This is a genomic window from Pseudomonas sp. CCC3.1 (assembly GCF_034347405.1).
GTDB lineage: Bacteria > Pseudomonadota > Gammaproteobacteria > Pseudomonadales > Pseudomonadaceae > Aquipseudomonas.
In genome coordinates this window covers 1257843-1275198 of sequence record NZ_CP133778.1, presented here as the reverse complement: position 1 = coordinate 1275198, position 17356 = coordinate 1257843, and the positions used below count along the sequence as shown (strand labels likewise).

The 17356-nt window shown below is 56.9% G+C and carries 15 protein-coding genes; 8 read left to right on the top strand and 7 right to left on the bottom strand.

Features of this window, described 5'->3' with window-relative positions:
• Positions 1–7 precede the first annotated feature (7 nt).
• The 7 genes from RHM56_RS05770 to yegQ all read left to right on the top strand — a co-directional run bounded on the left by RHM56_RS05770 (position 8) and on the right by yegQ (position 7169).
• Positions 8–895 carry an SMP-30/gluconolactonase/LRE family protein gene (locus tag RHM56_RS05770; protein ID WP_322239448.1) on the top strand — a complete coding sequence of 296 codons (888 nt, stop codon included), beginning with the start codon at positions 8–10 and terminating at the stop codon, positions 893–895.
• A gap of 60 nt (positions 896–955) precedes the next feature.
• Positions 956–1939 (top strand): TRAP transporter substrate-binding protein, encoded by a 984-nt coding sequence (locus tag RHM56_RS05765; RefSeq protein ID WP_322239446.1) that lies wholly within the window; start codon positions 956–958, stop codon positions 1937–1939.
• A 61-nt stretch (positions 1940–2000) separates the two neighbouring features.
• Complete coding sequence (locus RHM56_RS05760; RefSeq protein ID WP_322239444.1) at positions 2001–2528, top strand: TRAP transporter small permease; 528 nt, start codon at positions 2001–2003, stop codon at positions 2526–2528.
• Entirely contained in the window at positions 2529–3809 is a 1281-nt protein-coding gene (locus RHM56_RS05755) for a TRAP transporter large permease (protein ID WP_322239442.1), read from the top strand.
• 125 nt (positions 3810–3934) lie between these two features.
• On the top strand, positions 3935–4849 hold the full coding sequence (locus RHM56_RS05750) for a DMT family transporter (RefSeq protein ID WP_322239439.1): 915 nt from the start codon (positions 3935–3937) through the stop codon (positions 4847–4849).
• A 27-nt stretch (positions 4850–4876) separates the two neighbouring features.
• Positions 4877–5746 carry an aldose 1-epimerase gene (locus tag RHM56_RS05745; RefSeq protein WP_322239437.1) on the top strand — a complete coding sequence of 290 codons (870 nt, stop codon included), beginning with the start codon at positions 4877–4879 and terminating at the stop codon, positions 5744–5746.
• An 82-nt stretch (positions 5747–5828) separates the two neighbouring features.
• A complete protein-coding gene (gene yegQ / locus RHM56_RS05740) occupies positions 5829–7169 on the top strand; it encodes a tRNA 5-hydroxyuridine modification protein YegQ (RefSeq protein ID WP_322239435.1) in 1341 nt (446 codons plus the stop codon).
• Positions 7170–7269: 100 nt separating this feature from the next.
• On the opposite strand, the gene RHM56_RS05735 is transcribed toward yegQ, so the two are convergent.
• Both RHM56_RS05735 and htpG read right to left on the bottom strand, forming a co-directional pair.
• Positions 7270–7998, bottom strand: coding sequence for a dienelactone hydrolase family protein (locus RHM56_RS05735; RefSeq protein ID WP_322239433.1), 729 nt, complete (start codon positions 7996–7998; stop codon positions 7270–7272).
• A 58-nt stretch (positions 7999–8056) separates the two neighbouring features.
• Positions 8057–9961: a molecular chaperone HtpG gene (gene htpG / locus RHM56_RS05730; protein WP_322239431.1), complete on the bottom strand. Its 1905-nt coding sequence runs from the start codon at positions 9959–9961 to the stop codon at positions 8057–8059.
• A 222-nt stretch (positions 9962–10183) separates the two neighbouring features.
• Here htpG and RHM56_RS05725 point away from each other — a divergent pair, with 222 nt between their 5' ends.
• Positions 10184–10453 (top strand): hypothetical protein, encoded by a 270-nt coding sequence (locus RHM56_RS05725; protein WP_322241710.1) that lies wholly within the window; start codon positions 10184–10186, stop codon positions 10451–10453.
• A gap of 117 nt (positions 10454–10570) precedes the next feature.
• Here RHM56_RS05725 and brnQ read toward each other — a convergent pair whose 3' ends face one another.
• The 5 genes from brnQ to odhB all read right to left on the bottom strand — a co-directional run bounded on the left by brnQ (position 10571) and on the right by odhB (position 17344).
• The gene (gene brnQ, locus RHM56_RS05720) at positions 10571–11884 is read right to left on the bottom strand and encodes a branched-chain amino acid transport system II carrier protein (protein ID WP_322239429.1); all 1314 of its coding nucleotides are present in this window, start codon (positions 11882–11884) and stop codon (positions 10571–10573) included.
• A 358-nt stretch (positions 11885–12242) separates the two neighbouring features.
• The gene (sucD, locus tag RHM56_RS05715; protein WP_019408932.1) at positions 12243–13124 is read right to left on the bottom strand and encodes a succinate--CoA ligase subunit alpha; all 882 of its coding nucleotides are present in this window, start codon (positions 13122–13124) and stop codon (positions 12243–12245) included.
• On the bottom strand, positions 13124–14290 hold the full coding sequence (gene sucC / locus RHM56_RS05710) for an ADP-forming succinate--CoA ligase subunit beta (RefSeq protein WP_131653169.1): 1167 nt from the start codon (positions 14288–14290) through the stop codon (positions 13124–13126). The genes sucD and sucC overlap by 1 nt, the downstream gene beginning before the upstream one ends.
• Before the next feature lie 226 nt (positions 14291–14516).
• Positions 14517–15953, bottom strand: a complete 1437-nt coding sequence (lpdA, locus tag RHM56_RS05705; protein WP_322239426.1) for a dihydrolipoyl dehydrogenase — start codon at positions 15951–15953, stop codon at positions 14517–14519.
• A 173-nt stretch (positions 15954–16126) separates the two neighbouring features.
• The gene (gene odhB, locus RHM56_RS05700) at positions 16127–17344 is read right to left on the bottom strand and encodes a 2-oxoglutarate dehydrogenase complex dihydrolipoyllysine-residue succinyltransferase (protein ID WP_322239424.1); all 1218 of its coding nucleotides are present in this window, start codon (positions 17342–17344) and stop codon (positions 16127–16129) included.
• Positions 17345–17356: the final 12 nt, after the last annotated feature.

Sequence of the window (17356 nt, the reverse complement as noted above, 5' to 3'; positions counted from 1 at the left end):
AAGCCGCATGACTGCCGAACTGATTCTCGATGCACGCAATGCCACCGGCGAGAGCCCGGTCTGGAGTACCGCTGAGCAAGCGCTGTACTGGGTTGATATCCCGGCAAAGCGCCTGCACCGCTGGAATTTGGCCGATGGCCACAGCCAAAGCTGGGAAGCCCCGCAGATGCTCGCGTGCATTGCTCGCAGCGGCGATGGCAACTGGATTGGCGGCATGGAAAGCGGCGTATTCGCCCTCACCCCCCAAACCGATGGCCGCTTGAGTGCCCGACTGCTGAGCAGCGTCGCACACGCACAACCCGGTATGCGTTTCAATGATGGCCGCTGTGATCGTCAGGGACGTTTCTGGGCCGGGACCATGTTTATGGACATGTCGGCAGGGGCGCGGGTGGGCGCGATGTATCGCTACAGCGCTGGCCAGGATGATTGCCTCAAGCCGCAGATCGACGGATTTATCGTGCCTAACGGCCTGGCGTTCAGCCCGGACGGCCGGACGATGTACCTGTCGGACTCGCACCCCGACGAGCAAAAAATCTGGGCCTTTGATTACGACATCGATACGGCCACCCCGCACAACCGCCGCCTGTTTGTCGACATGACGCAACACCCCGGCCGCCCGGATGGCGCCGCTGTCGACGCAGAGGGTTGCTACTGGATTTGCGGCAACGATGCAGGCCAGATCCATCGGTTTACCCCCGATGGCACGCTCGACCGCTCGCTGGCCGTGCCGGTAAAAAAACCGGCGATGTGCGCCTTTGGCGGGCCGCAACTGGACACGCTGTTTGTAACCTCGATTCGCCCTGCGGGCGACATCAGTGACCAACCTTTAGCGGGCGGCGTGTTTGCCCTGAACCCTGGCGTTAAAGGGCTGACGGAGCCCACGTTCAACAGCTGACCGTTTTACCCCTGCTGATCCAAGACCTTTAAATAAAAAAAACAAAATATGGAGTGACCCATGGATTTCAAACGCACCTTACTCATCGCCGCATTGCCGCTGGCTTTCTGCCTCAGCGGCGTAGCCCAGGCAGAAATCAAAATCAAATTCGGCGAAGTTCACCCCGCGGGTTATCCGCCCGTGGTGGCTGAACAAGAGATGGGCAAAAAGCTCCAGGCTCAAAGCAACGGTGATATTTCCTTCAAGATGTTTGCCGGTGGTGTACTGGGTTCCGAGAAAGAAGTGGTCGAGCAGTTGCAGTCGGGCGCCGTGCAGATGACCCGCGTCAGCCTCGGCATCCTCGGCCCTGTAGTACCGGAAACCAACGCATTTAACCTGCCCTTCGTGTTCCGCGATCAGGCGCACATGCGCAAAATCATCGACGGTGAAATCGGCCAGGAGATGCTCGACAAAATCACCAACTCCAACTTCAACATGGTCGCCCTGGCATGGATGGATGGCGGCACCCGCAACCTCTACACCAAAAAACCGGTGCGTCAGTTGGCCGACCTCAAAGGCATGAAGATCCGCGTACAAGGCAACCCGGTGTTTATCGACACCATCAATGACATGGGTGGCAACGGCATTGCCATGGCCACCGGCGAGATTTTCAGCGCCCTGCAAACCGGTGTGATTGACGGCGCCGAAAACAACCCGCCGACCTTCCTTGAGCACAACCACTACCAGAACGCCAAATACTTCACCTGGACCGATCACCTGATCCTGCCGGAACCAATCGTGATCGCCAAAACCACCTGGAACATGCTCAACCCGGAGCAACAGGCACTGGTGCAAAAACTGGCGCGTGAAGCGCAGATAGAAGAGCGCGTGCTCTGGGACAAAAAATCGGACGAGAGCATAACCAAGCTTAAAACCGCTGGCGTGGAGTTCATCACCCTCACCCCAGAACAGAAAAAAGCGTTCTACGACGCCACTCAGCCAGTGCGTGACAAATACGGCGCGAACTACAAAGAGCTGATCTCGCGTATCGAAGCCGTTCAATAAGCCTGTCCGATAACGCCGCGGTGGCGGGCGCGAGCCCGTTTCCGCTGCAGTGGTGAGCCCCATGAAAAATACCGTACTGCGTTTTAACGACTTGCTGTACAGGGTCTGTATCGGGATCGCCGGGTTGTCGGTGCTGACCATGAGCCTGATCATTCCCTGGGGCATCTTTGCCCGTTACGTCTTGGGCTCCGGCTCCAGTTGGCCAGAACCCACCTCAATTTTGCTGATGGTGGTCTTTACCTTCTTCGGCGCTGCCGCCAGTTATCGCGCTGGCGCGCACATGGCGGTGGCGATGGCGGTTGAACGCATGCCTGCACAGGTGCGCAAGCACGTAGCTGTGCTGGTACAAATCCTGATGGTCATCGTCTGCCTGTTTATGACGGTCAAGGGTTTCAAGCTCTGTGCAACCACCTGGAACCAGTTTCTCGGTGAGATGCCGGGCATGCGGGTGGGTATTTCCTATTTGCCCATTCCCTTGGGCGGCCTCATCACTCTGGTCTTCGTCTTGGAAAAACTCTTCCTGGGTGACCAAAGCCATCGCCGAGCCGTGCGGTTCGACATCGTAGAAGCCAGCGAAGAGGCCGTATAAATGGATGCTTTCATATTGTTGGGCAGCTTTATTGCCCTGATTCTGCTCGGTATGCCGGTCGCTTATGCCTTGGGCCTGTCAGCGTTGGTCGGTGCCTGGTGGATCGATATTCCGTTCGATGCCCTGATGATTCAAGTGGCCGGAGGCGTGAACAAGTTCTCGCTGCTGGCGATCCCCTTCTTCGTCCTGGCGGGCGCGATCATGGCCGAGGGCGGCATGTCGCGCAGGCTGGTAGCGTTTGCCGGGGTACTGGTGGGCTTCGTGCGCGGCGGCCTGTCGCTGGTCAACATTGTGGCTTCGACCTTCTTCGGCGCGATTTCCGGCTCGTCGGTGGCGGATACGGCCTCGGTGGGCTCGGTACTGATTCCCGAGATGGAACGGGCTGGCTACCCTCGCGAGTTCTCCACGGCCGTGACTGTCAGCGGCTCGGTACAAGCGCTGCTGACGCCACCCAGCCACAACTCGGTGCTGTACTCACTGGCCGCGGGCGGCACGGTGTCGATCGCCTCACTGTTTATGGCCGGGATCATGCCGGGGCTGCTGCTCAGTGCAGTGCTCATGGGCCTGTGCATGATCTTCGCGCGTAAGCGCAACTACCCCAAAGGCGAAGTGATCCCGCTGAAAAAGGCGCTGAAAATCGCCGGTGAGGCACTCTGGGGCATGATGGCCATGGTCATCATCCTGGGCGGCATCTTGACGGGGGTTTTCACCGCCACCGAATCAGCCGCGATTGCTGTGCTGTGGGCGTTCTTCGTCACCATGTTTATCTACCGCGACTACAAATGGCGCGACCTGCCCAAGCTGATGCACCGGGCCGTGCGCACTATTTCCATCGTGATGATCTTGATCGGTTTTGCCGCCAGCTTCGGTTACATCCTGACGCTGATGGAAATCCCGATGAAAATCACGACTGCGTTTCTGACACTGTCAGATAACCGCTACGTGATCCTGATGTGCATCAACGTGATGTTGCTGCTGCTGGGCACGGTGATGGACATGGCACCGCTGATCTTGATCCTGACCCCGATTCTGCTGCCGGTGATTATTGGCATCGGCGTCGACCCGGTGCACTTCGGCATGATCATGCTGGTGAACCTGGGGATCGGGCTTATAACACCGCCGGTGGGCGCGGTGCTGTTCGTGGGCGCTGCGGTGGGCAAAGTCACTATCGAAAACACCGTTAAAGCCTTGCTGCCGTTCTACCTGGCGTTGTTCGCAGTCTTGATGCTAGTGACCTACGTACCGGCCATCTCGCTGTGGCTGCCAAGCATGGTGTTGTAACCCCCCAAAAATCTGTAGTCGCTGCCGCAGGCTGCGAGCTTTTAAAAGCTCGCAGCCTGCGGCAGCGACTACAGATTGTTCGCCGATACCATCGGTGTTTATCCAGCCAAGGAGGCTGGTTGCTTATGTCTGCTCCTGCACTATTTCCCCGCCATATCGCGGTATTGATTCTGGTGTTGCTGGCCTGTGCATTCGCCGGTAATCACATTGCCGCACGCATTGCCTTCGACCATGACACCGGCCTGTTGCTGGCCATTTTGTGCCGTGCCGGGGTGACGCTGCTGGTGCTGACCAGCCTGGTGTTGTGGCAGCGTGAACGCCCTCGGTTAACCCCTGCCAACTGGCGCTGGCAATTGCTGCTGGGGCTGTTGATCGCCGCGCAGAGTTTCTTTATTTATTCGGCCGTGGCACGCATCCCTGTGGCGCTCGCGCTGCTGATCGGTAACGTGGCGCCGATTCTGTTGGTGTTGTTGACCTGGGCGCTGGGCGGCTCCCCACCCTCGCGACGCGCAGCCATGCTGATGGGGCTGATCATGTGCGGCCTGGTGTTTGCGCTGGACGTGCCCGAACGTCTGTCTAATCAGCACACAAGCGAAGCGCAATGGCTGGAGGGCATTCTGTTCGGCTTTGCCGCCGCGTCCGTGTTTGCCTGTGCGCTGTGGATCACCGATCACAAGCTGTCGAGCCTGCGTGGCACCGTGCGTAGCATGTTGACGATGCTGATTGTGTTCAGCGCTGCCGCGTTGGCCGGGGTCAGTGGCGTATTGCCCGGCGGCGTGTCGCTGCCCAGTTCATCCACCGGCTGGACCGCCCTCGCCTGCCTGGTGGTGCTTTATGGACTAGGATTCTGCCTGCTGTTTATCTGCATGACGCGCTTGAACATGGCCAAAAACGCGCCGGTGATGAACGTGGAGCCAGTGGCGAGCCTGCTGTTCGGCTGGCTGATCCTCGACCAAGTGCTCAGCAGCGGTCAGGTCATCGGCGGTCTGATTGTGGTCGCAGGCATTGTGATGCTGACGTGGCGCCGTGCCGCCGATTAATCGTTCATTGACGTGGGGTAGACAACGATGTCCGTAAACCTGCTGACCCTCGAAGACGGCCTGACCCGCCTGACCCTTGCTCCACACATCGGGGGCAGCATCGCCAGTTGGCAGGTGATTGCCAGTGGCCAACCCTTGCTTCGGGCCAGCGCGGCCCAGGCACTGAGCAGCGGTTCGGCCAATCAACTGGCCTGTTACCCGCTGGTGCCGTGGTCGAACCGGATCGGCGGGGGTGGCTTTGACGGCCCCGACCACTGGTTTGCGCTGGAGCCCAACAACCCCGCCGTGGCTTTGCCAATCCATGGCAGCGCCTGGCAGCAAGCCTGGGATGTGATTGAACACACAGCGCACTGCGCCTGCCTGCAACTCGACAGCCATCACCCTTTCGCCTATCGGGCCACACTGCGTTACACCTTGGAGCGCGGCCAGTTGAGTATTGAGCTGAGCGTGACGCATCAGGACGAGCACGCCGCCTGGCACGGCTTGGGGTTGCATCCTTATTTACCGCGCACGGCCAACACACGTTTACAGGCCAACACCTCGCAGGTTTGGCTCTGCGATGTGCTGGGTTTGCCCACAGAACGTGTGCCGCTGCCGGATGACTGGGACTTTAATCGACTCAACGCCTTGCCCCAAAGACGGCTCGACAACTGCTTTACCGGCTGGGATGGCTGTGCACTGATCAGCCAGCCGGACTTGGGTTATGCATTGGAATGCTTGGCGACCAACAGCCCGTACTGCCTGGTGTATTGCCCGCCCGGTGAAGACTTCTTCTGCTTCGAACCCGTGAGCCACCCGGTCAATGCTCATCATTTGCCAGGGCGGCCGGGCTTGCAGCTCTTGCACAAGGGGCAGTCGGCGAGCTTGAACTTCCACATGCAGTATCGGCCGCTGTAACAAACGCGGGTTTGTAGATCCAGATCAATAAGCCTGCAACTGGGCTCGACTACCATCGCGCCCTTTTGCGAATGACCCGACCATGCCCCTCGTCCCGCCCGAACTCCTCGCCCCTGCTGGCACCCTGAAAAACATGCGCTACGCCTTTGCCTATGGCGCCGATGCCGTCTACGCAGGACAACCGCGCTACAGCTTGCGGGTGCGTAACAACGAGTTTGACCACGACAACCTGGCCATCGGCATCGCGCAGGCTCAGGCCCAAGGCAAACGCTTCTATGTGGTAGTCAACATTGCTCCGCATAACGCCAAGCTGCGCACCTTTCTCAAAGACCTGGCTCCGGTGATTGCCATGGGCCCGGATGCACTGATCATGTCCGACCCAGGGCTGATCATGCTGGTTCGCCAGCACTTCCCGACAATGCCGATTCACTTGTCAGTTCAGGCCAATACCGTGAACTGGGCCAGTGCCGAATTCTGGCGCCAACAAGGCTTGAGCAGGATCATCTTGTCCCGTGAGCTGTCGTTGGAAGAGATCGAAGAAATCCGTGAGCAAGTACCGGGCATGGAACTGGAAATTTTCGTGCATGGCGCACTGTGCATGGCCTACTCCGGCCGTTGCCTGTTATCCGGCTATATGAATAAGCGCGACGCCAACCAGGGCAGTTGCACCAATGCGTGTCGCTGGAAGTACGAGGCAAAACCCGGCACTGAAAACGAACTCGGCAATGTGGTGAAGGTGGTTGAGCCCACGCTTGGCCTGGGCGCGCCGACCGACGAGGTATTCGTGCTGCACGAAGCCAACCGCCCGGACGAACCGATGTCGGCGTACGAAGACGAACACGGCACCTACATCATGAACTCCAAAGACCTGCGCGCTGTTCAGCACGTGGCACGGCTGACTGAAATGGGCGTGCACTCGCTGAAAATCGAAGGCCGGACCAAGTCACACTTTTACTGCGCGCGCGCCACACAGGTGTATCGAAAGGCAATTGATGACGCAGTGGCCGGTCGTGAATTCGACCGCAGCCTGATGAGCGATCTGGAATCACTGGCGCAACGGGGTTACACCGAAGGCTTTTTGCGGCGGCATGTGCATGACGAGTATCAGAACTACTTGCATGGCAGCTCGTTATCGCATCGCCAGCAGTTTGTCGGAGAGCTGACCGGGGAGCGGCGCAAGGGGCTGGCCGAGGTGAAAGTCAAAAACCGTTTTGCGCTGGGCGATCATATGGAATTGATGACCCCGCGCGGCAATTACCACTTTGATCTGGACCAACTGCACAACAGCGCTGGGTTACCGATTCAAGTGGCGCCGGGCGATGGGCACACGGTGTACATGCCGATCCCCGAACAGGTGGATTTGAGCTATGCGCTGCTGATGCGTGATTTGACCGTGAGTGAAACGATTGAGCGTTCGACTTAGAAAATAAATATAAATCCTGTAGGAGCGAGCTTGTCTCGCGATCTTTTTAAGATCAAAAGATCGCGAGACAAGCTCGCTCCTACAAGGGCTGTTCTCTGCGTTAGTCGCGGAACACTTCATCCAACAGGTTGTGCATGGCGGTGAAAGCACGGTGCGCGGTCTTGGCGTCGTACATCATTTTGCCGGGCACGTTGGCGTGCGGGTCGGTGAAAGAATGCACCGCGCCGCCGTAGCTGGTCAGTTGCCAGTCCACGCCCGCTGCGTTCATTTCATCTTCAAACGCTGGCAACTGCTCATGAGGCACCAACGGGTCAGACGCACCGTGCAGCACCAAAACGGAGCCGGTAATGTTTTTGGCGTCTGCCGGGGCAGGCGTATCCAGTGAGCCATGGAAAGACACCACAGCCTTAAGCTCAGCGCCATCACGCGCAAGCTCCAGCGAGCAACACCCACCAAAACAGAAACCAAAGGTCGCCAATTGATTGCTATCGACCTTGGGCTCAGTTTGCTTTTTCAGCGCAGCGTAGGCCGCCTGCATGCGCTTGCGCAGCAAGGCACGGTCATTTTTCAGCGGCATCATGGCATTGGCGGCTTGATCAGCGTTGGTTGGGCGAACGCCTTGGCCGTACAAATCTGCGATCAAGACCACATAGCCCTGCTCGGCCACGGATTTGGCGATTTCCTCGGCACCAGCGCTGATGCCCATCCAGTTCGGCGCCATCAACAAACCCGGCAGCGGATCTTCGCGGCTCGGGTCGTAGGCAAGACGGCCTTCGTACGCTTGGCCATCGATTTGATAAACCACAGAACTGACCGTAATTGATTTCATCAAAAACTCCTGAATTCAAAACAAAAAAAACCCGCCGAAGCGGGTTTTTATAGACGTGTTACACGGACAACTCAACTAACAACTTATTTAGCCGACGGACATACGCTGCAGGGTCTTTCAAGCTGTCACCGGCCGCCAGAGCTGCTTGGTCGAAGAGGATGTGCGACAGGTCGCCGAAACGCTCTTCGCTCTGCTCCGCATCCAGTTTTTCGATCAGCGGGTGAGCCGGGTTGAATTCGAAGATAGGCTTGGAGTCCGGTACTTTCTGGCCGCTGGCTTCCAGGATCTGGCGCATCTGCAGACCCAGGTCTTGCTCACCGATGGCCAAAATGGCCGGCGAGTCGGTCAGGCGGTGCGATACACGCACCTCACTGACGCTTTCGCCCAGCGCGGCTTTGATACGCTCAACCAGACCTTCTTTGGCCTTGGCCACTTCTTCTGCGGCTTTCTTGTCCTCTTCGGAGTCCAGGTTGCCCAGATCGAGGTCACCGCGTGCCACGTCAACAAAGCTCTTGCCGTCGAAATCGCTGAGGTAGCTCATCAGCCACTCGTCGATGCGATCGGTCAGCAACAGCACTTCGATGCCTTTCTTGCGGAAGACTTCCAGGTGCGGGCTGTTTTTGACCTGTGCGTAGGTTTCACCGGTCAGGTAGTAGATCTTGTCCTGACCTTCTTTGGCACGCGCCAGGTACTCGGTCAGCGAAACGTTTTGCTCGCCGTCATTGCCGTGGGTCGATGCAAAACGCAGCAGACCGGCGATTTTTTCTTTGTTGGCGAAATCTTCAGCCGGGCCTTCTTTCATCACCTGACCGAAGTTTTTCCAGAAGCCCTGGTATTTCTCAGGCTCGTTCTTCGCCAGTTTTTCCAGCATGTCGAGTACGCGCTTGGTCAGCGCCGACTTCATGGAATCGATGATCGGGTCTTTCTGCAGAATTTCACGCGACACGTTCAGCGACAGGTCATTGGAGTCGACCACGCCTTTGATGAAGCGCAGGTACAGCGGCAGGAACGACTCAGCCTGATCCATCACAAACACACGTTGCACGTACAGCTTCAGGCCTTTTGGCGCTTCACGCTGGTACAGGTCGAACGGTGCACGTGCCGGAACATAGAGCAGCGAGCTGTATTCAAGCTTGCCTTCAACCTTGTTGTGGCTCCAGGCCAGCGGGTTTTCAAAGTCGTGGGCGATGTGCTTGTAGAACTCCTGATATTCCTCGTCTTTCACGTCAGTGCGAGGACGGGTCCACAGGGCGCTGGCGCGGTTAACGGTTTCCCATTCCTGCGCAGGGGCTTCTTCACCTTCGGCAACAGCCTGCTCTTTCGGCAACTCGATCGGCAAAGCGATGTGATCGGAATACTTTTTAATGATGTTGCGCAGGCGCCAGCCGTCAGCGAACTCGTCGTCGCCGGACTTGAGGTGCAGAACAATGGTGGTACCGCGCGTGGCTTTTTCGACGTTCTCGACTTCAAAATCGCCTTCGCCTTTGGAAGACCAGTGCACGCCTTCGCTCGCTGGCGTACCGGCACGACGGCTGTAGACGTCAACTTTGTCGGCAACGATGAAGGCCGAGTAGAAGCCCACGCCAAACTGGCCGATCAGGTTCGAATCTTTCTTCTGATCGCCCGAGAGATTTTTCATGAAGTCGGCAGTGCCGGATTTGGCAATCGTCCCCAGGTGGGCGATCACGTCATCACGGTTCATACCGATGCCGTTGTCTTCGAGGGTGACGGTCTTGGCGTCCTTGTCGAAGCTCACACGGATTTTAAGTTCGTCGCCGCCTTCCAGAAGTTCTGGTTTGGACAGCGCTTCAAAACGTAATTTATCGACAGCATCAGAGGCGTTCGAGATCAACTCGCGAAGGAAGATTTCCTTGTTGGAGTACAGCGAATGGATCATGAGGTGCAAGAGTTGCTTGACCTCGGTCTGGAAGCCCAGGGTTTCCTTTTGAGTTTCCACGCTCATTGTTATCAAACTCCGAATTAGATGGCATGAGCCACGCCCAAGAGGGTTGGCGGCGGGATGTGATGAAAGTTGGGGCCTGAACTCGGGATTTCAAGGCCTGATACTTTTTACCAATTGATTCTGTGCGGGCGGCACTACTTATATATCTGCATGACAAAGGAACTTAACTCGCGCGGACAAGCTCAAACGCCCCGTAGAGACACTCATAAGGAGAAACACCCGATGCGTAATACTTTTGCTGTTGCCTTGATGCTTGCCGCCACTCTGGGCCTTGCTGCTTGCGATAAAAAATCCGAAGACAAAGCTCAAGACGCTAATCAGCACGCTGAGCAAGCTCAACAAAAAATGTCTGAAGCTCAAGACAAAGTGAACGATGCAGCCAAAGAGAACGCCGAAGCGGCTAAAGCTCAGGCTGAATCGAATGAAGCGGCGGCTAAAGAAGCCGGTCAAGCTGCCCCAGCAGCGACTGAGCCAACGCCAGAGAACAAGTAATTTACTGTTCTGTAGAGCCCGCGATGTAAAGCATTCGCCCATAAAAAATGCCCTGTCTCTCATCGAGCCAGGGCATTTTTTTATGGACTCAGTGCGCGCTTTTGGCGAGCACGGTCTTTATGCGATTGCTTCTTGACGCTTACCCAGCATGAGGTCGCAGATGAAAGCCGCGACCAGCACAACGAGCGACGGCACCAACCAGGCCAGACCTTGCTCGCTGAACGGCATGTGAGTCAGCCAGTGCGGCAGGCTATCGGCAAGGCCAGCGCCTTTAAGGGCATCAACCGTACCGAAGATCAACGACACCAGCATTACCGGGCCTACGATGCGCGTCTGCACATTCCACCAGCCTTTGCAGAAGCTCAAGGCCACCAGCACGATGCACGGCGGATAGATCGCGGTCAGCAGCGGGATGGAGAACGCAATCAGCTTGGTCAAGCCAAGGTTCGACACCACCAGCGAGAACACAGCAAGGATAATCACCAGCGCCTTGTAGGACAGCGGCAAGACTTTGCTGAAGTATTCTGCGCACGCACAGGTCAGGCCTACCGCCGTTACCAGGCAAGCCAAGGCAATCAGCACGGCCAGGAAACCACTGCCGAGCGAGCCAAAGGTGTGCTGAACATAGGCGTGCAACACGGCCGCGCCGTTGGTTGCACCGGCGGCCACTTCATGGCTGCCCGAACCCAGGCGGAACAGACTGACATACACCAGGGCCAGGCCCACGCCGGCGATCAGGCCGGCAATGATCGCGTAGCGGGTGATCAACTTCGGTGACTCAACGCCACGGGAGCGGATCGCGTTCACGATCACGATGCCAAACACCAATGCGCCCAAAGTATCCATGGTCAGGTAACCATTGATGAACCCTTGCGAGAACGGCGATGCCACGTATTCAGGGGTCGCTACGCCGATATCACCGGCAGGCAAGGCGAATGCCGCGATACCGAGAATCGCCAGAGCGATGATTTTAAGCGGCGCCAGGAAACGCCCGACGGTGTCCAGCAAGCGGCCCGGATACAGCGAAACAAAGAACACGATCAGGAAGTACACCGAACTGTACAAGAACAGCGCCAGCGGGCTTTCGCCGGTCAGCGGGGCCAGCCCCACTTCAAACGACACAGTCGCTGTCCGCGGGGTGGCGAACAGAGGGCCAACGGCCAGGTAGGCCACAGCCGCCAACAAGCCGCCTGCAACTTTACCGATCGGGCTGCTCAGTGCATCCATACCGCCGCCGACTTTCGCCAAGGCAACAACAGTGACAACCGGTAGGCCCACAGCCGTAATCAAAAAGCCCAGCGCAGCGATCCAGACATTGGGGCCGGATTGCAAACCAACGATTGGCGGAAAAATGATATTGCCAGCCCCAACGAACAGGGCAAAGGTCATAAACCCAAGTGCCAGAATGTCCTGGCCTTTCAAAACTTTCATTACGGAAATACCACACTATTAAATCGGGATTTAGAGGGGAATTTCCCGTGCGGATATGGGAAATGTTGTCGGTCTGAATAAGTCCGACCCGTCTAGCGCGTGGCTTCCTTGTGGGACGCACACGCAGAAAAGCAGAATGGCGGCAAGATTACCGAGTTTTTAAGATAAGCGCACTGTTACAGGGCGGTCTGTCCGATGAACGAACGCAGTTGTCGCGTGGATGACATCGAAAAATGCTTTGGTGTGATTTTCCTACATTGGTCTTCCCAAATTAATGTAGGAGTTGGCGATCCCAAAACGCACAAAGGCCACCCGAAGGTGGCCTTTGTCTGGTGTAGCGATCAGTTAAGCGCGAGGCTTACTTGATTGCCCAGCCAGTCAGCTCGGACAGAGCCTTGCCGATGTCTGCCAGCGAACGCACGGTTTTAACGCCTGCGTCTTCCAGAGCAGCAAACTTCTCGTCTGCAGTGCCCTTGCCGCCAGAGATGATTGCGCCCGCATGGCCCATGCGCTTGCCAGCAGGGGCAGTCACACCAGCGATGTAGGAAACAACTGGCTTAGTCACGTGTGCCTTGATATAGGCAGCCGCTTCTTCTTCAGCCGAACCGCCGATCTCACCGATCATGACGATCGCTTCGGTCTTCGGGTCTTCCTGGAACAACTTCAGGATGTCGATGAAGTTAGAACCCGGGATCGGGTCACCACCGATACCTACGCACGTCGACTGACCGAAACCAGCATCAGTAGTCTGCTTGACCGCTTCGTAAGTCAGGGTGCCGGAACGCGACACGATGCCTACTTTGCCTGGCAAGTGAATGTGACCTGGCATGATGCCGATCTTGCATTCGCCTGGGGTGATAACGCCTGGGCAGTTAGGGCCGATCAGGGTAACACCCAGCTCGTCGCACTTAACTTTAGCGTCCAGCATGTCCAGGGTAGGAATGCCTTCAGTGATGCAAACGATCAGCTTGATGCCGCCGAACGCTGCTTCAAGGATGGAGTCCTTGCAGAAAGGAGCCGGTACGTAGATAACGCTGGCAGTTGCGCCAGTGGCCGCTACGGCTTCTTTTACAGTGTTGAAAACAGGCAGGTCCAGGTGAGTGGTGCCGCCTTTGCCCGGAGTCACGCCACCGACCATCTTGGTGCCGTATTCAATGGCTTGCTGGGTGTGGAAGCTGCCCTGCGAGCCAGTGATGCCTTGGCAGATAACTTTGGTGTCTTTATTGATCAGGACGCTCATTACTTGCCCTCCGCAGCTTTAACTACTTGTTGAGCAGCGTCGGTCAAGCTGGTAGCAGCGATGATGTTCAAGCCGCTTTCTGCCAGTACTTTAGCGCCCAGTTCAGCGTTGTTGCCTTCAAGGCGCACAACCACCGGGATTTTAACGCCGACTTCTTTCACTGCACCGATGATGCCTTCGGCAATCATGTCGCAACGAACGATGCCGCCGAAGATGTTGACCAATACTGCAGCGACATTGCTGTCGGACAGGATGATCTTGAACGCTTCGGTAACGCGTTCTTTGGTAGCACCGCCGCCAACGTCGAGGAAGTTGGCTGGCTTGCCGCCATGCAGGTTAACGATGTCCATGGTGCCCATGGCCAGACCAGCGCCGTTCACCATGCAGCCGATGTTGCCTTCCAGGGCTACGTAGTTCAGTTCGAACTTGGCAGCGTGCGCTTCGCGCGGATCGTCTTGCGACGGATCGTGGAAAGTTTTCAGCTTAGGCTGACGGTACATGGCGTTTGCGTCGATGTTGATTTTCGCATCGAGGCAGTGCAGATCGCCGTCAGTCTTGATAACCAGCGGGTTTACTTCCAGCAGGGCCAGATCGTGGTCCTGGAACAGTTTGGCCAGACCAACGAAGATCTTGGCGAACTGGGAAACTTGCTTGCCTTCCAGACCCAGCTGGAAAGCCAACTCGCGACCCTGGAATGGCTGAGCGCCAACCAGTGGATCGATCGTTGCTTTCAGAATTTTTTCTGGTGTGTCGTGTGCGATCTTCTCGATGTCCACGCCACCTTCGGTGGAAGCCATGAACACGATACGACGGCTTGAACGGTCAACGACAGCGCCCAGGTACAGCTCTTTAGCGATATCAGTGCACGATTCAACCAGGATCTTGGTGACCGGCTGACCATTGGCATCAGTCTGGTAAGTCACCAGACGCTTGCCCAACCACTGTTGTGCAAATGCTTTAGCGTCTTCTTTGCTGCGAACCAGCTTAACGCCGCCCGCTTTACCGCGACCGCCTGCGTGAACCTGGGCTTTTACAACCCATTCGGTCCCGCCGATTTTGTCGCAAGCTTCTGCCGCCGCTTCCGGGGTATCTACTGCATAACCCTTGGATACTGGCAGGCCGTACTCAGCGAACAGCTGCTTACCCTGATACTCGTGAAGATTCATGCTTTTTACCGTCTTCGTTAGGTACTGCGCATTCGGCGCTGCACTTTAATTAGTGCCGCACCACCTGTGACTGCTGCTTGTGCTGCTTTGACAAACCCGATTCGCGCAGAGCGTGAATCGGGCATGGTTCAAACAAGACAAGACTGCGTCCGGCGGAAGTTCCGCGGTGAGGCTTGCTAGCAAGGCTCACGACGGGCAAACCGCCGTGGTTTCTTATTGTCTGGTCTTAACGTTTCTTACGGTTGGCGATGTGAATGGCGCCGCCATTCACTGCCAGCGCTGCTTCGTGCAACGCTTCGGACAGGGTTGGATGGGAGAAAACCATCATGCCCAGATCCTCGGCACTGGTGCCGAATTCCATACCGATTGCGCCTTGCTGTACCAGCTCTGCTGCGCTCGGGCCAATCACGTGGACGCCCAATACGCGGTCAGTTTTGGCATCAGCAATGACTTTTACAAAGCCACCGGTGTCGTTTGCTGCCATGGCACGGCCACTGGCTGCGAACGGGAAGGTGCCGACGTTAACTTCAACGCCTTCAGCTTTCAAGACCTGTTCGGTTTTACCGACCCACGCGATCTCCGGGTGAGTGTAAATAACCGATGGAATCAGGTCGTAGTTCATCTCGGTCTTGTGACCTTTGATGCGCTCAACAACCATGATGCCTTCTTCGGAAGCCTTGTGCGCCAGCATCATGCCACGAACCACGTCACCGATAGCGTAAACGCCCGGTACGCTGGTCGCGCAATGATCGTCAACAAACACGAAACCGCGCTCGTCGATGGTCACGCCGCTGTCAGCTGCCAGCAGTTCGGTGGTCACTGGACGACGGCCGACCGCAACGATCAGCTTGTCGAAAGTGATGGTCTGTTCGCCGTTGGCGTCGGTGTAGGTCACAACGACTTCTTCGCCGTTCACCTTGGAGCCGGTCACGCGAGCGCCCAGCTTGATGTCCAGACCTTGTTTGGTCAGGGTTTTGTAGGCTTCTTTGGACACGGCAGCGTCAGCCGCCATCAGGAACGTGTCCAGCGCTTCCAGAACCGTTACCTGAGCGCCCAGACGGGACCATACCGAACCCAGTTCCAGACCGATCACGCCAGCGCCGATAACGCCCAGACGCTTAGGTACAGACTGGAATTCCAGTGCGCCGGTCGAATCAACGATCACGTTGTTATCAACTGGAGCCGGTGGAATGTCGATTGGACGCGAACCGGAAGCCAGAATCACGTTCTCGGCTTCGATGATTTCAACGCTGCCGTCTGGCTTGGTCAGTTCAACACGCTTGCCGGCCAGCAGTTTGCCGTGGCCTTGCAGGGAAGTAACGCCGTTAGCCTTGAACAGGGTAGCAACACCGGAGGTCAGGCCTTTAACGATGTTGGCTTTACGGCCAACCATCGCTGGCACGTCCATGTTCACTTCACCGGTGGTGATGCCGTGGATAGCGAACGCATCCTTGGCTTCGTGATACTTCCAGGAGCTGTCCAGCAGCGCCTTGGATGGAATGCAACCAACGTTCAGGCAAGTACCGCCCAATGCCAGTTTGCCTTCCTTGTCGGTGTATTTTTCGATGCAAGCAGTGGAAAGACCCAGTTGCGCGGCCTTGATGGCAGCAACGTAGCCGCCAGGGCCGGCACCAATCACTACAACGTCAAATTTCTGAGACATGGGGAAAGAATCCTCTTTAGCTACAAGCTTTGAGCAGCAAGCTGCAAGTTAAAAGCAAAACCACATCAATGGCAGTGTTCAACTCACAGCTTGTCGCTGTTTCCTATGAAGTGAGTCTCAAGTCAAGCTGCTGTAACTTGCAGCTTGTCGCCTGAAACTCGCAGCTGCCTCTCTTAAATATCCAGAAGCAAGCGTGCTGGGTCTTCCAGCAGGTTTTTGATTGCGACCAGGAAACTTACAGCTTCTTTGCCGTCGATCAAGCGGTGATCGTAAGACAGAGCCAAATACATCATCGGACGGATTACTACCTGACCGTTGACTGCCATTGGACGCTGAAGGATGTTGTGCATGCCCAGGATCGCGGCTTGCGGCGGGTTAACGATCGGGGTCGACATCATCGAACCGAAAGTACCACCGTTGGTGATGGTGAACGTGCCGCCGGTCATTTCGTCGATCGACAGTTTGCCGTCACGGGCTTTCTTGCCGTAGGCAGCGATGCCGCCTTCGATTTCAGCCAGGCTCATCAGCTCTGCGTTACGCAGGACTGGAACCACCAGGCCACGGTCGCTGGACACTGCAACACCGATGTCAGCGTAGCCGTGGTAAACGATGTCAGTGCCGTCGATCGACGCGTTCACAGCCGGGAAGCGCTTCAGCGATTCAGTTGCAGCTTTAACGAAGAACGACATGAAGCCCAGGCGTACGCCGTTGTGGGACTTCTCGAACAGATCCTTGTACTTCGAACGCAGTGCCATGATTTCGGTCATGTCAACTTCGTTGAAGGTCGTCAGCATCGCCATGTTCGACTGAGCTTCTACCAGACGCTTGGCCACAGTAGCGCGAACGCGGGTCATCGGAACGCGTTTTTCAACACGGTCGCCAGCAGCGAACACCGGTGCCGCTGCGGCAGGAGCAGCAGGCTTGGCAGGTGCAGCAGCCGGAGCGGCTTTCTTGGCAGCAACAGCCGCTACCACGTCTTCTTTGGTGACACGACCGCCTTTGCCAGTGCCGGCAACGGAAGCGATGTTGATGCCGTTTTCTTCAGCGATCTTGCGAGCAGCAGGCGCTGCCACCGGATCGTCTTCGCCATCAGCAGTCGGGGCAGCAGCTTGAGCAACCGGTGCAGCAGCGGCGGCCGGAGCGGCAGCAGCGCCGCCTTCAACGATGGAGCCCAGGACTTCGTCAGACAGAACGGTGTCGCCTTCGTTCTTGACGATAGCGCCCAGCACGCCGTCAGCAGTTGCCAGAACTTCCAGCACGACTTTGTCGGTTTCGATATCAACGATCAGGTCGTCACGCTTTACAGCGTCGCCTGGTTGCTTGTGCCAGGTGGCAACGGTGCCATCGGCAACCGACTCCGGAAATGTTGGGGCTTTGATCTCGATAGCCATGTTCTTTGGTTC

Excerpts from the sequence above, each read along its gene's own strand:
- RHM56_RS05770 (WP_322239448.1), top strand. The coding sequence starts at position 8 with ATGACTGCCGAACTGATTCTCGATGCACGCAATGCCACCGGCGAGAGC.
- RHM56_RS05765 (WP_322239446.1), top strand. The coding sequence starts at position 956 with ATGGATTTCAAACGCACCTTACTCATCGCCGCATTGCCGCTGGCTTTC.
- RHM56_RS05760 (WP_322239444.1), top strand. The coding sequence starts at position 2,001 with ATGAAAAATACCGTACTGCGTTTTAACGACTTGCTGTACAGGGTCTGT.
- RHM56_RS05755 (WP_322239442.1), top strand. The coding sequence starts at position 2,529 with ATGGATGCTTTCATATTGTTGGGCAGCTTTATTGCCCTGATTCTGCTC.
- RHM56_RS05750 (WP_322239439.1), top strand. The coding sequence starts at position 3,935 with ATGTCTGCTCCTGCACTATTTCCCCGCCATATCGCGGTATTGATTCTG.
- RHM56_RS05745 (WP_322239437.1), top strand. The coding sequence starts at position 4,877 with ATGTCCGTAAACCTGCTGACCCTCGAAGACGGCCTGACCCGCCTGACC.
- yegQ (WP_322239435.1), top strand. The coding sequence starts at position 5,829 with ATGCCCCTCGTCCCGCCCGAACTCCTCGCCCCTGCTGGCACCCTGAAA.
- RHM56_RS05735 (WP_322239433.1), bottom strand. The coding sequence starts at position 7,998 with ATGAAATCAATTACGGTCAGTTCTGTGGTTTATCAAATCGATGGCCAA.
- htpG (WP_322239431.1), bottom strand. The coding sequence starts at position 9,961 with ATGAGCGTGGAAACTCAAAAGGAAACCCTGGGCTTCCAGACCGAGGTC.
- RHM56_RS05725 (WP_322241710.1), top strand. The coding sequence starts at position 10,184 with ATGCGTAATACTTTTGCTGTTGCCTTGATGCTTGCCGCCACTCTGGGC.
- brnQ (WP_322239429.1), bottom strand. The coding sequence starts at position 11,884 with ATGAAAGTTTTGAAAGGCCAGGACATTCTGGCACTTGGGTTTATGACC.
- sucD (WP_019408932.1), bottom strand. The coding sequence starts at position 13,124 with ATGAGCGTCCTGATCAATAAAGACACCAAAGTTATCTGCCAAGGCATC.
- sucC (WP_131653169.1), bottom strand. The coding sequence starts at position 14,290 with ATGAATCTTCACGAGTATCAGGGTAAGCAGCTGTTCGCTGAGTACGGC.
- lpdA (WP_322239426.1), bottom strand. The coding sequence starts at position 15,953 with ATGTCTCAGAAATTTGACGTTGTAGTGATTGGTGCCGGCCCTGGCGGC.
- odhB (WP_322239424.1), bottom strand. The coding sequence starts at position 17,344 with ATGGCTATCGAGATCAAAGCCCCAACATTTCCGGAGTCGGTTGCCGAT.